The sequence below is a fragment of the Reichenbachiella sp. MSK19-1 genome, assembly GCF_003590315.1.
GTDB classification, from domain to species: Bacteria; Bacteroidota; Bacteroidia; order Cytophagales; family Cyclobacteriaceae; genus Reichenbachiella; species Reichenbachiella agariperforans.
The window spans coordinates 329,813-344,868 of sequence record NZ_MIER01000015.1; the positions used below are offsets into that span (position 1 = coordinate 329,813).

Genomic DNA, 15,056 nt, shown 5'->3' on the forward strand with positions numbered 1-15,056 from the left:
CTCTTTCTAAATCGGCAATACCTGTCGGATTTCAAATCTCTAATGCGCGCACTCACCTCGGGCAACGTCACCATTATATCTACCAAATTCAGATCTGACTTCTTCTACCATAGCCCCACTCCTAACAATACTTCTATCCTAAAGCTGTGGTCATTATACGCCAACATCAATCCCATAACTCTGGACCCAAAAGACTTGATAACGCATGCAGGAGATAAAAAATCACTTACGAAATACTTTCAATCAATTAACCATCTATCCACAAACAGATACTACTACCGACAATACAAACAGGCTTTTTTAGACAGTATCTATAGCGACGACCCCAACAATACCATAACACAAATGATTCTGGCATGCGATGAATACCTTATCAATAAGTGTCGCATCAAACGAATGCTACTAGTAGAACATAAGAACCTAGCCTCTTTTCAAACCCTCACCAAGGACACTTTCTCTCTGGCCATGAGGATTCTCCACAGTGAAACACATGTGAATTGAGCTTTTTTGATTATCATAAATTACTTAAAACAAAAAACTTACAACCAACTGATTAACAGCTAGCTTACACTTAATCAATCCCAGAACCATCATACTTTTTATTGACTAAATATTCTTTAGTTTTGTAGCCTTCCCTGATATTACTAGAACAAATCCCCCTGTATGAACTGGTGGGTAAATTAGGCGGGTGATCAAAGGGTTTGTTGGTTCTGCTCATCCCAAATAGCTACTCTTCTCATGATTTTAGGGTACTTTTTCTGTATGCATTCAAAGGCTTATTGCGAAATTGATGTCCCAAAATCTGTCTATTTATTGAGTTTTTAATTGAGAAAAGAACACTTGAAGTAAGTGTCATATCTATATTATTTTAATATAACTAATTAGTTTTTCTTCAACAACATGACCTATAACGTGACCTAAACAAAAAAGCCTTGCAAATCATTGATTTACAAGGCTTTAATTGCTTACATGTACCCAGGGCCGGAATCGAACCGGCACGACCTAAGCCATTGGTGTTTGAGACCAACGCGTCTACCAATTCCGCCACCTGGGCATATTCTTCAAAATGACTACTTCATTTTCTTGCGGAATGGCCCGCTCTCTTTCAAACGGGACGCAAACATATTTAAAGTTTTTTATTAACACAATAGCCAAATGAAAATCCAGCTATTTTATTTTCACCTCAAATGAACGAGCCTCTGCTGGGGCAGCAAATAGCAGTTTGGTAGCAGGCCAGATTCTACCAAAAATAACAGACTGACGATACGCGTTAAGTTCCTCCTCCGAATCCCAGTGACTATGCGTCACAAACACATTCGGTTCATGTAGATCCTGTAACAACTCCACCGAACGACAGCCGGGAAAACCCGCTATATCATCATGGTATGCCGCAAACAATGCTCTGAAATCCTCCACTCGATCTATTGCGATCGTTAGTTTCACCAACCTTACTATCATATCTTAAAATCTAAAAACACTTGATCGTTGACCATTAGTCCTAATAGCTCAGAACCATTCCCTTGCAATATTCCAATTTGTAGACGTCCTGAGGAATCAAAAACCACGAAACACTCTCCTGGCCCAACATCAAAAAAATGATCATGAATAATTCCGATTTTTTCCCTCCTGAAATTAATTTCATAAGGACAATATTTATTGATCTGCATGATCGCTTCAAAATCATGCTTCATTATATTGGTAATCAAATTACCATAGTGATCAACTCGAACAATATTACCAGCAATCTGCTGCTTGGTTGCTTTCGCTCTAGTAGGCATGTACTTATTGATAGCTGAGATTTCAATACCGACCTCTTCTAACGCCTCACCACTCGCCAAACGTGCCGCGACAGGGCCAAACACCTCCTGTGCCGCGAACGTTCCCGCACTTCCACTCAAAGCAATCATACGCGTAGCTGGCTGTTCTGACAGCAGCGAAAACACCCCTGAATCTTCTCCTATGAAATAGTGGCCTTCTACCTCCACAACCACTGACCTTGGCCTGCGTTCGTTGCTATTCGACACACCAATGATATGAACAGTCCCCACAGGAAAGTCTCTAAATACTGATGAGAGCAAGTATGCTGCATGCCCCATATCTCCTACCTCGACCTGATGGGAGATATCTACGATCACAGCCGTTGGCAGCCCTCTCAGCACACTTGCTTTGACAGCAGCCACGTAATGATCCGACAACCCGAAATCAGAAAGAAAAGTTACGATGGCCATAGAGAGTGAATGAGAAAAAATTGTTTATTTTGGGTACACAAAAGTAAAAATTGACTGCAAATTAGGTATTTCATTTGGTAGAAAAAACTATAACCCTAGAGAACATTCCTTTGGCCGAATTCCTCGGTATCGAGAATGAAAACATCGAAGTATTGGCGACCGCATTTCCAAAGTCGAAGATTATTTCGCGTGGCAATGAGATCAGAATCCAAGGCGCTTCGGCTGAGATCAAAAAGATCAATGAAATTCTAAACGGTCTCGTTGATCACTATCACAAATATGGTAAAATCAGCAAAAACCACGTCTCCTCGTTCATCAATAGCGATAGTGATGTGTTTGGAGAAGAAGAGTCTGACGTACTCGTATTCGGGACAAGAGGCTCTAAAATAGCTCCTAAATCTCAGAACCAGCAAAAGCTCGTATTGAGTTCTCGAAAGAATGACTTGGTATTTGCGATAGGACCTGCGGGAACGGGCAAAACCTACATTTCAGTGGCTATGGCAGTCAAAGCACTTAAAGATCGATCGGTCAAAAAAATCATCATTACCCGTCCTGCAGTAGAAGCGGGAGAAAATTTAGGTTTTTTACCAGGTGACCTCAAAGAAAAAATCGACCCCTATTTACGTCCAATTTATGACGCGCTCAACGACATGGTCCCCTCAGAAAAGCTTCGTTTCTACATGGAAACTGGCGTGATAGAAATCGCACCTCTAGCTTACATGAGAGGGCGTACGCTCAACAATGCATTTATTCTACTCGATGAGGCGCAAAACACCACGCCGATGCAGATCAAAATGTTCATGACACGCATGGGGCCTAATTCTAAAGTCATCATTACGGGAGACATGTCTCAAATCGACCTTCCCATCAAACAAAAATCAGGACTGAGAGAATCTATCAGAATTCTAAAAGATGTCAAAGGAATTGGTTTTGTTACCTTGGATGGAAAAGATGTCATGCGACATGAACTTGTCAAAAACATTATAGATGCGTATGATAAAGCCTCAGAAAATGAATAACCGTTTCCATTTTTTTACTAAATTGGAGGTAGCAGCAGCATTTTATTCGGATAGAAATGTTTGCATGGTCGCACCTTCCATTTGTTAGAATTACTGTAGTATTCATTTTGGGAATACTGCTCTCAACTCAATTGCCTCAGAGTTGGGGTTTCTCGTATCACGTCTTATTGATTACTATAGCCTTTATGGTTACTAGTATTTTTTTCCTGTTCGAAAAAAAATACCTGACCACTCTCACAATAGGCTGTATACTACTCGGGTTGGTCGCTACACTCGGTAGTTACCGCTACCTAAACTATAACCAATCCCACGTCCAGCAGAGTGATGATATTTTTCGCCAATGCCAAGCAAGTACGGGTGTTATCACTTCTTACCCTATATCCAAAGCAAAATATGATATCTACCAAGTCGAAACACAACACATCAAAACCGACTCAAGCATCATCGCTTGGCAAGAGAACATTCAACTTTACGTCAAAAAGGACACGCTAAACCCCAGTGTATTTCAATATGGAGACCTCATCACACTGCAAGATTCTCCATTTCGGATTTCACCTCCGAACAATCCCCATGAGTTCAATTATGCTGAGTATATGGCAATAGGAAAGATATACTTTCAACAATTTATTGCAACCGAAGACATCATTTTGCTCAAAGAGCATCAGGCCAATCCACTACTGGGTGCAGTATATAGACTAAGGAAACATTTCGAAAACCTCATCCTATCCGCAGTCCCTACCCCTAAAGAACAAGGCATAGCGCTAGCCCTACTCTTAGGCATCAAAGATCAGCTCGACACAGACATTAAATCCGCCTATGCAGCAGTAGGTGCGATGCACGTCTTGGCCGTGTCAGGCCTTCATGTAGGAGTCATCCACTTCATTCTACTATTCTTTTTTCGACCGATTCGATCAACCACTTTCAAAAAATACGTTCTCCCGGTGATTAGCATCACAGTCCTATGGGCCTACGCCTTACTCACTGGGTTTTCTCCATCTATATTGCGTGCAGTTACGATGTTTAGTCTTATCATCTTAGGACAGTCCATGGATCGCACAGTTAATATCTATAACTCGATATCTGTCTCTGCCTTCATACTCCTGTTTTTCAATCCCAATCAGATATTTTCGGTCGGTTTTCAGTTGTCTTATCTAGCCGTCATCGGGATTATTTACCTATATGACAAAATCTATCAACTCTGGAGCCCCCGACTATGGATTTTAGATAAAGTCTGGTCATTGACCGCTGTTTCTATTGCTGCACAGGTAGCCACAGCACCGATTAGCATCTACTATTTCAACCAATTCCCTAACTATTTCTTAGGCTCGAACCTCGTCGTTATACCTGCCGCTTTTGCCATCATGGCCGAGGGCTTATTTATGTTTTTAGCAAATAGTATTTACCTAACAGTTTGGCCTGGTTTCATACTATCACATACTATCATGTGGCTCAATTGGGTCGTTGACTTCATCTACCTGCTACCTGGAAGTCTAAAAAACTGGCTATTTCTATCAAGTACTCAGACAATACTCACGTATCTAGCTATACTCTTTGCAATAGCATTTTTTGAATTAAAAAAAATGCGCTTTGCATGGCTCATTATGTCTTGCATACTATTGATTGCCTGCGAAGGCAGTTGGCGTATCTATCAACAACACCACACCCAAGAGACACTCCTCTATCATACGCGAAAAAACCGAACCATTGATCACATAGACGGGCTTAAAACTAAACTCTATGCACTAGACTCGGTCAGTGACCATGAACTACTTGCCTATCAGATTAACCCCAACCGTCTGCACAAAGGCTTACCTGAACTGACAGATTATACTTTAATCTCTCAACCTCAGAACATGATAGATTCGGGTATTTATGCACAAATTATAAATGACGAGAAGTTCATATTCCTAACGGAAAAATTCCAGTCCCAAAAGATTCGCTTTAAGTTAGAAACAGACTACTTGGTTCTCGAAAAAAATGCTTTGAGCAGTCTAGAAACAGTTGATAAATATTTCGAATTTAAAGAAGTGATACTATCCAACTCGAATCGTAGAGGACTGATTCGTAAACTAGAAAAAGAAGCAAAGCAACTCAATATTGCCTATCGTTCTATGCTGGACGAGTCTTACATGCTTAAGAAATAAGAAATTTTTGGATCTCCTTTTTCAGTGATTCTTTGTCAGCACAAAGATCTGGGTCTGCATATATCTTAAGCATGAGTTCGAACAAAACGTTCTCATCATAACCAAGACGAGCAGCCATCTTAGCACAGTATTTAATCTCTTCGTTGTAGAGTTTGCCGTCGATTTTCATCAACTGCACTACTGAGTAAATCAATTCATACTTTTCATCATCTTTGAGCTCCGACAGGTTTTCTAGCTTCATCTCTTGATCATAAAAAGCCATAATCTCCTCTTCTGTCAACCCATTAGCCTTACCCACTTCATTGATCAGATCGATTTCTTCTTGCACTACGATTCCATCAATCTTAGCGAGCTGAATGAGGATATTAAGGTGAATGTCTGACATGATTAGATTTTTATGCTACCTGACAAATATAACCAATCAAGTGAAAAGCTTTATATTAACCCCACAATGAATTACCTCGCGCATATCTTCCTCTCTTTTGGTGACGAATCCATCACTATTGGCAATGTCATTGCTGATTTTGTCAAAGGAAAAAAAGTCCTAGACTATAGTCCTGAAATCCAAAAAGGCATACTGATTCACAGAGAGATAGATTCATTTACTGACCAACACCTATTGGTCAGACAGGGCAAGAGGCGGCTATCTGAATACCGCCATTACTCTGGAGTGATTATGGACATGTACTACGATCATATCTTAGCCAAAAACTGGAGTCGCTATTCGAATGAGACCTTACAAAACTACGCTGCACGACATTACACCTTATTTGAAAAGAACAAAGTGTTAATCCCTGAGAAGGCCAATTACCTCCTCCATCACATGAAAAGAGGAAACTGGTTATATAACTATCAATATATCGAAGGGCTCCAATCTGCATTAACGGGCATGTCCCAACGTACCCCCTTCGAATCAGGTATGGAGCGTGCCACAATCAACCTTAAGAAGGATTATACATTACTCGAAAAAGAATTTGATGTGTTTTTCAAAGAAATTATTGATCATATCCATAATTTTACCACTCAATTAGAAGTGGAATGATCATATCTAAACCAAAAGTTACAACCCTATTTTCTATTAGTATATTTCTTGTCCTAGCGTTCGGGGCATTGATCTATGGCCTATTGAATATCACCGAATCGGATAGCAAAACGGGTTGGTATATCCTCATTTATACCTCTGGGCCAATTGGTATCGTCGTACTCCTCAAAGTGTTAACAGGTCTAAAATACATGCGCATCGGCAAAGAAAAATTCGATCTCAAAATGCCTTTTAGGTTTAGTCGCCTTCGTTTCGACGCAAAGGATATCGAAAAATGGAGTCATAGCTCTATCAAAACTTATGGAGGACAATACGAAGAAGTCACATGGAGACTCAAGTCAGGAAAAGAATTTGGGCTAAGTAAGCAGGAAAACACCGACTTTGACAAAGTACTGAGGTATATGAAGAAGAAACTGAAAAAATTAGAAGCATGATCAAACTCGCTCTTTTTGTTGGTATTGGAGGATTCTTAGGTAGTATAGGTCGTTTTTTATTAGCGCAGGTATTTGTCAAATGGTTTCCAGGCTTTTCTTCAGTAGGCACCTTGGCGGTTAACCTTATCGGATGTTTTATCCTTGGGGTTCTCGTGCATAGTGCTACCAAACTAGACAAGGAATACTTTCTACTGCTGACCACAGGCTTCTGCGGTGGTTTCACCACTTTCTCTACATTCGGGATAGAAAATTTAAATTACCTTATTAATAACAACATCAATACCGCACTGCTATATATGGCGATCAGTCTGGTCTTTGGACTATTAACTGCATTCGCTGGATGGTATATTGGCAGACTACTCATTGCATAACGATTGACCTCATGAAAACAACTCCAATTCAAAACATTTTATTTTGGCTAATAAGCTCTGTGATCTTTTTCTCTTCATGTGAAACCGAAAAAGAAACCTATAACCCTATACGCAATGAGACCGACTCTCTGTTTATCGTCAACAACTATGACAAATTAGAAGTCGAAATACCCATGCGTGATGGAACCAAGCTATTCACTGCTGTCTACACTCCCAATGATGGCGGTGAGTATCCAATCATTTTGTTTCGTACACCATACTCTATCGCACCTTATGGAATAGAAAAATCAGACTACCGCATGGATCTAGGGCCTAACATGGCACTCACTAGAGATAAATACATCTTTGTCTACCAGGATGTCAGAGGAAAATTCATGTCCGAAGGAGATTTCGTCAACATGACACCACACAACGGTATCGTCAATGGTCGCCGTGTCAACGAAAGCACAGACACCTTCGATACCATCGAATGGCTCATTGCCAACACCAAAAACAACGGCAATGTCGGTCAGTGGGGTATCTCATACCCTGGATTCTATACTGCTGCAGGCATGATTGATTCTCACCCAGCGCTCAAAGCAGTATCCCCTCAAGCGCCTATAGCAGATTGGTTTTTTGATGACTTCCACCACAACGGCGCTTTTTTTCCATCCCACACCTTTTGGTTCTTTTCCTTCTTTGGCGTCCCACGTGAGGGACCTACCCAAGACTGGGCTCCAAGATTTGATTTCGGTACGGAGGACGGATACAGTTTCTATCAGAATATGACACCACTGTCCAAGGCCAATAAAAACTATCTACACGACAGCATACCGTTTTGGAATGAGGTCATCAGTCACCCGAACTATGATCAGTTCTGGCAAGACAGAAGTATACTCCCTCACCTCAAAAATGTAAATTGCGCTGTCCTCACCGTCGGGGGATGGTACGATGCAGAAGATCTATATGGGCCGCTCAATATTTATCAGACGGTGGAGAAAAATAACCCCAAGATCAGCAACACGCTCATCATAGGACCATGGAGTCATGGTGGATGGCGTAGAACCGAAGGGGACTTTTTAGGAGATGTCTATTTTGGAGAAAAAACATCTACATTCTTCAATAATGAAGTCTTAACTCCCTTTTTCTCCAAGCATCTCAAAGAAGACACTGATGCAGCACTGGCAGAAGCGATCATGTTCGAGACAGGAACGAACCAATGGAGAAAGTTTGACCAGTGGCCTCCCGAAAATCTGAGCTACAATACGCTCTACTTCAAAAAGAAAAATGAGTTATCATTTACCCCTCCTAAGGCCAATGAATTCGGTGTAGATATATTCAAAAGTAACCCTGCCACCCCAGTACCATTCACCCAATATCCGAATCTGAGAATACCGAAAGAGTATATGGTCGAGGATCAGAGTTTTGTCATCACGCGTGATGATGTGCTGTACTATGTGTCAGCTCCTCTCGAAGAAAACCTTACTGTAGCTGGTCCTATCACAGCTAATTTAGTTGTACGGACGGATCAAACCGCTGCGGACTGGGTAGTAAAACTCATTGACGTATATCCGAATGACCATGCAGCCTTCTCACATCAACCTGACAAGATAATGGGTGGCTATCACCAAATGATCCGTAGCGAAGCAATCCGTGGGAGATTCAGAAACAGCCTAGAAAACCCAGAGCCTTTCACACCAAAAAAAGACGAAACGGTGAAGTTGAAACTACAAGACGTTCTACACACCTTCAAAAAAGGACACCGGATCATGGTACAAGTGCAAAGCTCTTGGTTTCCGCTTATGGATATCAATCCGCAGACTTATGTAGACAATATCTTCGAAGCGGAAGAAGACGATTTTGTACAGGCCAAACACTATCTAGGTCGATCAGGGGCTAACCCCTCTTATATCAAGATCGGCGTATTGCAAAATGACAAATGACCGAAATACCTTCTTTAGATATTCTCTAATTCATTTTTGTCAATCCATAGGATGAAAATACAGACTACAAAACTTTTGACAAGATCTTATAAACAAACCATCCTGACTTATAACCCCTCTTAGCTTCTGCTACGAGGGGTTTCCTTCCTCTTAAAAAAAAAGCCATCTCAAAAGAGATGGCTTTAACCAAAGTATTTAGGTCAGTTTGGTTTTTGGAATTTGTACTATAAAGTAGCGTTTTTTTGGCTAGAATCAAACACATTCTTCGATGAACTGAGTCATTTCTTAGATAAGTGACATTATCCTCTCCAAATAATGAAACCTATCATCTGATTAATCATATTTCATTGTAATACTTCGGAATCCAAATTTTTATCCTTAGCCAGCTTTCTAGCCAATGGATAAAGCAACACTGACAGGATGATCAGAGCAGTCCCAAAGTAAAAACCATTCCCCATATGCTCATCATCTTTAAAAATCAACACTGCCATAACAATCCCATAAACTGGCTCCAAATTGATCGTCAGATTGATAGAAAATGCTGAGAGCTGTTTCATCAGTTTGACGCCTAACGAAAAAGCAAATACTGTACACAGCAGACTCAATAGTGCTACATACAGACCATCCAGCCCCTCCATCACAAAATGATCCGATGCAGATTCACCCACCCAATACATGCTAATGGGAATGATCACAAGAGTAGTCATACATGCCCCCATCATCTCATACATCGTGATTGTATAATGACTCTGGTGGGTAATCAACCGACCATTGATCACAGTAAAGGTCGCTGCTAGAATCGCTGACAAAATAGCTACTGAAAGCCCCAGATATTCATCAAAAGAAGAATTGAACACAAGTACAATTCCAACCACTGATAACACACCTAACAAAGGTTCATAAAACTTAATCGGTCTCCTATTCACTAACGGGTCAATAAAGCTAGTCCAAAAAGAAGTGGTAGCAATCCCTGCCAAACAAATCGAAATATTAGATAACCGTGCAGCTAAGAAAAATGTAGTCCAATGCAAACCAATCAGGATACCCGTACCCGCTATTTTTGCAATTTCCTTGCGCGGTAGTAAGAACACCACACCTCTAAACCGTACTATCGCATATAAAGCAATCGCTGAAATCAGTGTACGATAAAAAACCACTCCTAACGGAGATAGACTAATCAGCTTTCCTAAAATGGCTGTAGCTCCCCATATCAGCACAATGAAATGCAGCTGTAGATAAGCTTTGATCTGCGACTCTTCATTCATCATTTCGGCACAAATCGATATAGCACGAGCGTAATAACCGTACCTATTATATTAGGTATCCAGATTGCAAAAAGTGGATTCATAGAGCCTGCCTCCGCTATCGCCTTGACCAAAATAAACATGATAATGAATACAAAAGCGATCAAGAAGCCCAAAGCAATCTTAAATCCAGAACCTCCCCTACTAGACTTCTCTGCAGACACGGAGACGCCCATCATCGTCAAGATGATCGCCGTAAAGGGTAACATGTAGCGTATATACTTTTCAATTTCGTAGACTGCTACATCATCAGCTCCACGATCCTTGAGCATCGCGATATGGTCATTCAGTTCATTAAGATTCATCGTCTCATTGAGCTGGTATTTGTTATCAAAATCCTCTGGCGTGATACTCAGCAGCGTATCTATTTCATCCCCTTTCGAGTAGGTCTCTCCAAACTCACCAATCTCGCGCAGCTCCCAGTTTTTGAATTCCCAGACTTTGAGAGAGTCATCCCACGTCATCTTCCTAGCCGTTAGTTTTTGTTTCAGTTCTGTCCCTACGATTTCTTCCAGTGTCACTTTATAACCGACTTCTGACCGATTATTATAACGCTGTAGATACAGGTATTGATCTGGCCCTATTTTAAAATGGATATCTCTTTCATTGAAATAAAAGGGTTTTTTGAGGTACTCCACCTCAAATGCAATCCGGTATTTATTGGAATTAGGGATCATCCACCCATTAACATAAAACGTCGTGAGTGCTATCAATATCGATCCCACAGCAAAAGGCGCAAGCATCCTTCTAAAACTGATCCCTCCTGCCAGAATCGCTACTATCTCGGTCTTTCCTGCCATTCCTGCCGTCACTAATACTGTTGCGATAAAAACGGTAATCGGTGCAATCAGATTAGCAATCCACGGCATGAAGCTCATGTAATAATAGAAGATCAAATCAGTAGGTACCTCATTCTTGATGAACTTCTCGTTTTTCTCCGTAAAGTCAATCACCACAATCACCACCACCAGCATGGCCACCACGAAGATGAAAGTGGTCATGAATTTTTTAAAAATATACTTATCTAACAGTTTGATCTTCACGCCTTATCTAAAGTCTTGATGAAATTTTGGGTAATATAAGATTTTTCCAAGTGGAGAAATCTCCCGCTTTGATGTGTGCTCTAGCCTCACCCACCAGCCACAAATAAAACGCCAAATTATGGATACTCGCAATCTGCGCTCCCAAAGCTTCGCTGCTATGCACCAGATGTCTCACGTAGGCCTTAGAATATGCCGTATCCACATAACCTCCGAGATTAGAATCCAGTGGAGAAAAATCCTTCTCCCATTTCTTATTCTTTATATTGATAATTCCCTCAGAAGTATAGATCAATCCATGTCGGGCATTCCTAGTAGGCATCACGCAATCGAACATATCCACTCCTAAAGCAATGCACTCAAGGATATTTTCAGGAGTCCCAACACCCATCAGATAACGAGGCTTATCCGCAGGAAGGATACTACATACGAGATCTGTACTTTCATACATCATCTCGGCTGGCTCACCGACTGACAATCCTCCGATAGCATTTCCTTCCCGACCAAATGAAGCGATAGTCTCCGCAGATTTTTCACGAAGGTCATGATAGGTGCTACCCTGCACGATAGGAAACAACGTTTGGCTATAACCATACTTAGGTTCGGTCTGATCAAAACGGTCACAACAACGTTTGAGCCAGCGATGGGTCATTTCCATAGATTCCCGTGCGTACTTTCGATCACACGGGTATGGCGTACACTCATCAAACGCCATGATGATATCCGCGCCTATCGTTCGCTGAATATCCATTACCGCCTCAGGTGTGAAGTTGTGCCGAGAACCATCGATATGCGACTGAAACTTGACTCCTTCTTCGGTAATCTTACGACGATGCTTCAATGAGTACACCTGATACCCTCCGCTATCAGTCAGCATAGGCTTTTCAAAACCATTAAACTTATGCAGACCCCCTGCCGCTTCGATCACATCCAGTCCAGGACGGAGGTAGAGATGATAGGTATTACCCAAAATAATTTGAGCTTTTACATCCTCGTTGAGCTCACGTTGATGCACAGTTTTGACTGTACCAGCAGTACCTACAGGCATAAATATCGGTGTTTCGATTTGCCCGTGATCTGTCGTTATCACCCCTGCTCTTGCTTTTGACTTAACGTCAGTTACTTCTAATTTAAAATCCATAGAGGATGCAAAAATATGTGGATTTCTCAGATTAAGTTTATGTGCTGGTGCATATTTGCAGGCAATTCGGGATCAACAGCTATGACGGATATTTACTTATACATTTTACTAAGCAGTACTGGTATTCTTTTCATTTATTGGATTTTGGGATGGGCCAAAATAGGACTCTACCGAAAAGCAGCCCAAAACACAGCACAACCTGTGTCTATCATCGTCTGTGCACACAACGAACTCCACAACCTTAAACTACTCATCCCAAAGCTACTACAGCAAGACCATCCAGATTTTGAAATCATCATCGTCAATGACAGATCGGATGACGGCACCTATGATTTCATGCTCGAAACCAAATCTGATCGTATCAAAAACGTAACTGTAGATCAAGTACACGACCACATCAACACAAAGAAATACGCCATCACTCTTGGTATACGAGCTGCCAAACATGATGTACTCCTATTCACCGATGCAGACTGCATGCCTTACTCGGACCAGTGGATACAGGAAATGACCAACGGCTTTACCGATCAAACGGATTTTTGCATTGGCGTGTCCCAATACACCAAAACTAAGGGTTTTCTCAACCGATACATACGCTACGAAACACTCCTCACTGCCATCAACTATAGCAGCTGGGCACTAGCTGGAAACCCATATATGGCCGTAGGTCGAAACCTCGCCTATCGAAAGTCAAGTTTCTTAGAACACAAAGGTTTTAATAAGTTTCAGCATATCACAGGAGGAGACGATGATCTTTTGATCAATCAGTTCGCCAACAAGAAAAATACGCAGGTAGTACTCGGGGCAGACGCTCTCACCCACTCCATACCCAAAACTGGATGGAACACCTATTTCAAACAAAAGCTCAGACACTTTTCGGTGAGCAAGTACTATTCTACGAAAGATAAGGCACTACTCGGATTACAAAGTCTATCTAACCTGCTTTATTGGTTGTCTTTGATTATTTTAGCCTTACAAACCAACCAATACGAAATCCCACTGGCTGTGCTTGGGTTTAGATGGATCATACTGATGAATCTGAACTTTTTCACATCTAAAAAGATTGGAGATCGTATGAACAGTTGGCTAGTTCCCGTTCTAGATTTGTTTTACGTACTATTCGTAACCATCACTGGAACGATCGCGATATTCACTAAGAAGGTTAAATGGAAGTAAAGAAGCAGTTTTCCGAAAAGGCACTAAAAGATTTTAAACTCATAGATCATGCGATCAATGAAGGAGACGAGCAGGCATTTGCAGAGCTCATGGATCGCTACAAGCGTCCCGTATACCACATGATCCTCAAGATGATACGCAATACGGACGATGCAGAAGACCTAACGATCGAGGCATTTGCCAAGGCTTTCAAAAATCTCCATAAGTTCAAAAAAGACTACACTTTTAGTACGTGGCTATTCAGAATAGCCACCAACAACACCATTGATTTCATCCGAAAAAAGAAATTGAAGACTTTCAGTCTAAACACCTCTTTCACCGATGATGGAGGTGAATCTGTCACGATAGATGTGGAAGACAAAAACCTCAATCCACAAGACGAAACGATCAAGACCCAAAAAATAGAATTGGTACAAATGTTCGTCACCAAACTACCACCAAAATACCAGCGTTTGGTTCGACTCAGATACTTTGACGAATTGTCATATGACGAAATCGCCAAAACCTTAGATGCACCCTTAGGTACTGTCAAAGCACAGCTACACCGTGCTCGCGAACTCATGTACGATCTGGTCAAAGACAAAAAGCAGCACATCTAGCTACACCGATGCACCGACTTATTACTAAATATTTTCCGAATCTAACGGAAAAACAAAAGGATCAATTTGCGCAGCTCGAACCCCTCTACAAAGAGTGGAATGCGCAAATCAATGTCGTCTCTCGCAAGGATATCGACGAACTATACCTGCGTCATGTACTGCATTCGCTAGGAATCGCTAAAGTAATGGAGTTCCTACCAGAAACCTCTGTTCTTGATATTGGTACTGGTGGTGGATTTCCAGGCATCCCGTTAGCGATTTTATATCCTGAAACTGATTTTGTACTAGTAGACAGCATTGGAAAAAAAATAAAAGTCGTAAACGAAGTATCAAAAGGCCTTGGCCTTACCAATGTAACTGGTATCCACGGCAGAGCAGAGGAAATCAAGGATTCTTTTGACTTTATCGTCAGTCGAGCTGTGACTCGCATGAAACCATTCTATCAATGGACCAAAGGAAAGATCAAAAAGGAATCTAAACACCCGCTCAAAAACGGAATACTTTATCTAAAAGGAGGAGATCTCGGCGATGAAATGCTAGAATCCAAGCTTAGATACAAGTTATACAATCTCACAGACTATTTTAAGGAAGACTTTTTCGAAACGAAAAAGGTCGTTTACGTTGAAAAGCAGTAGT

General features: G+C 41.3%; 16 protein-coding genes and 1 tRNA gene. 10 read left to right on the forward strand and 7 right to left on the reverse strand.

The genetic code is table 11. From position 1 onward, the window contains the following. The first annotated feature begins 42 nt into the window (after nucleotides 1–42). The gene (locus BGP76_RS09620; protein ID WP_139281056.1) at nucleotides 43–501 is read left to right on the forward strand and encodes a hypothetical protein; all 459 of its coding nucleotides are present in this window, start codon (nucleotides 43–45) and stop codon (nucleotides 499–501) included. A gap of 471 nt (nucleotides 502–972) precedes the next feature. Here the strand turns inward: BGP76_RS09620 and BGP76_RS09625 are convergent. The 3 genes from BGP76_RS09625 to BGP76_RS09635 all read right to left on the reverse strand — a co-directional run bounded on the left by BGP76_RS09625 (nucleotide 973) and on the right by BGP76_RS09635 (nucleotide 2,228). After that, nucleotides 973–1,054, reverse strand: a tRNA-Leu gene (locus BGP76_RS09625). A 113-nt stretch (nucleotides 1,055–1,167) separates the two neighbouring features. Beyond that, complete coding sequence (locus BGP76_RS09630) at nucleotides 1,168–1,458, reverse strand: putative quinol monooxygenase (RefSeq protein WP_073124138.1); 291 nt, start codon at nucleotides 1,456–1,458, stop codon at nucleotides 1,168–1,170. Next, nucleotides 1,455–2,228 (reverse strand): S-adenosyl-l-methionine hydroxide adenosyltransferase family protein, encoded by a 774-nt coding sequence (locus BGP76_RS09635; RefSeq protein WP_119844511.1) that lies wholly within the window; start codon nucleotides 2,226–2,228, stop codon nucleotides 1,455–1,457. The genes BGP76_RS09630 and BGP76_RS09635 overlap by 4 nt, the downstream gene beginning before the upstream one ends. A gap of 74 nt (nucleotides 2,229–2,302) precedes the next feature. Here BGP76_RS09635 and BGP76_RS09640 point away from each other — a divergent pair, with 74 nt between their 5' ends. Next, complete coding sequence (locus BGP76_RS09640) at nucleotides 2,303–3,247, forward strand: PhoH family protein (RefSeq protein ID WP_119844512.1); 945 nt, start codon at nucleotides 2,303–2,305, stop codon at nucleotides 3,245–3,247. A gap of 56 nt (nucleotides 3,248–3,303) precedes the next feature. Continuing rightward, nucleotides 3,304–5,391 (forward strand): ComEC/Rec2 family competence protein, encoded by a 2,088-nt coding sequence (locus tag BGP76_RS09645; RefSeq protein WP_119844513.1) that lies wholly within the window; start codon nucleotides 3,304–3,306, stop codon nucleotides 5,389–5,391. Here the strand turns inward: BGP76_RS09645 and BGP76_RS09650 are convergent. Continuing rightward, nucleotides 5,381–5,776, reverse strand: a complete 396-nt coding sequence (locus BGP76_RS09650; protein WP_119844514.1) for a TerB family tellurite resistance protein — start codon at nucleotides 5,774–5,776, stop codon at nucleotides 5,381–5,383. The two genes, BGP76_RS09645 and BGP76_RS09650, sit on opposite strands and share 11 nt — an antisense overlap. A 66-nt stretch (nucleotides 5,777–5,842) precedes the next feature. Between BGP76_RS09650 and BGP76_RS09655 the strand changes: the two genes are divergently transcribed. Genes BGP76_RS09655 through BGP76_RS09670 form a run of 4 tightly spaced genes read left to right on the forward strand, consistent with a single transcriptional unit; the run spans nucleotide 5,843 to nucleotide 9,160 of the window. After that, nucleotides 5,843–6,433, forward strand: a complete 591-nt coding sequence (locus BGP76_RS09655; protein ID WP_119844515.1) for an ACP phosphodiesterase — start codon at nucleotides 5,843–5,845, stop codon at nucleotides 6,431–6,433. Next, nucleotides 6,430–6,867, forward strand: a complete 438-nt coding sequence (locus BGP76_RS09660) for a hypothetical protein (protein WP_119844516.1) — start codon at nucleotides 6,430–6,432, stop codon at nucleotides 6,865–6,867. The genes BGP76_RS09655 and BGP76_RS09660 overlap by 4 nt, the downstream gene beginning before the upstream one ends. After that, nucleotides 6,864–7,238: a fluoride efflux transporter CrcB gene (gene crcB / locus BGP76_RS09665; RefSeq protein ID WP_119844517.1), complete on the forward strand. Its 375-nt coding sequence runs from the start codon at nucleotides 6,864–6,866 to the stop codon at nucleotides 7,236–7,238. Before BGP76_RS09660 ends, crcB begins: the two co-directional genes overlap by 4 nt. An 11-nt stretch (nucleotides 7,239–7,249) precedes the next feature. After that, a complete protein-coding gene (locus BGP76_RS09670) occupies nucleotides 7,250–9,160 on the forward strand; it encodes a CocE/NonD family hydrolase (RefSeq protein ID WP_158584210.1) in 1,911 nt (636 codons plus the stop codon). Nucleotides 9,161–9,504: 344 nt separating this feature from the next. On the opposite strand, the gene BGP76_RS09680 is transcribed toward BGP76_RS09670, so the two are convergent. The 3 genes from BGP76_RS09680 to tgt are packed head-to-tail and all read right to left on the reverse strand — an operon-like array spanning nucleotide 9,505 to nucleotide 12,645. Beyond that, nucleotides 9,505–10,428, reverse strand: a complete 924-nt coding sequence (locus BGP76_RS09680; RefSeq protein ID WP_370453791.1) for a DMT family transporter — start codon at nucleotides 10,426–10,428, stop codon at nucleotides 9,505–9,507. Continuing rightward, nucleotides 10,425–11,507 (reverse strand): LptF/LptG family permease, encoded by a 1,083-nt coding sequence (locus BGP76_RS09685; protein WP_317041718.1) that lies wholly within the window; start codon nucleotides 11,505–11,507, stop codon nucleotides 10,425–10,427. The genes BGP76_RS09680 and BGP76_RS09685 overlap by 4 nt, the downstream gene beginning before the upstream one ends. 7 nt (nucleotides 11,508–11,514) lie before the next feature. Beyond that, on the reverse strand, nucleotides 11,515–12,645 hold the full coding sequence (tgt, locus tag BGP76_RS09690; protein WP_119844520.1) for a tRNA guanosine(34) transglycosylase Tgt: 1,131 nt from the start codon (nucleotides 12,643–12,645) through the stop codon (nucleotides 11,515–11,517). Nucleotides 12,646–12,684: 39 nt separating this feature from the next. On the opposite strand from tgt, the gene BGP76_RS09695 reads away from it, so the two are divergent. The 3 genes from BGP76_RS09695 to rsmG are packed head-to-tail and all read left to right on the forward strand — an operon-like array spanning nucleotide 12,685 to nucleotide 15,055. After that, a complete protein-coding gene (locus BGP76_RS09695) occupies nucleotides 12,685–13,821 on the forward strand; it encodes a glycosyltransferase (RefSeq protein WP_255416101.1) in 1,137 nt (378 codons plus the stop codon). Beyond that, nucleotides 13,812–14,420, forward strand: a complete 609-nt coding sequence (locus tag BGP76_RS09700) for an RNA polymerase sigma factor (RefSeq protein ID WP_073124112.1) — start codon at nucleotides 13,812–13,814, stop codon at nucleotides 14,418–14,420. The genes BGP76_RS09695 and BGP76_RS09700 overlap by 10 nt, the downstream gene beginning before the upstream one ends. A gap of 8 nt (nucleotides 14,421–14,428) precedes the next feature. Then, a complete protein-coding gene (rsmG, locus tag BGP76_RS09705) occupies nucleotides 14,429–15,055 on the forward strand; it encodes a 16S rRNA (guanine(527)-N(7))-methyltransferase RsmG (protein ID WP_119844521.1) in 627 nt (208 codons plus the stop codon). The last annotated feature ends 1 nt before the right edge of the window (nucleotide 15,056 follow it).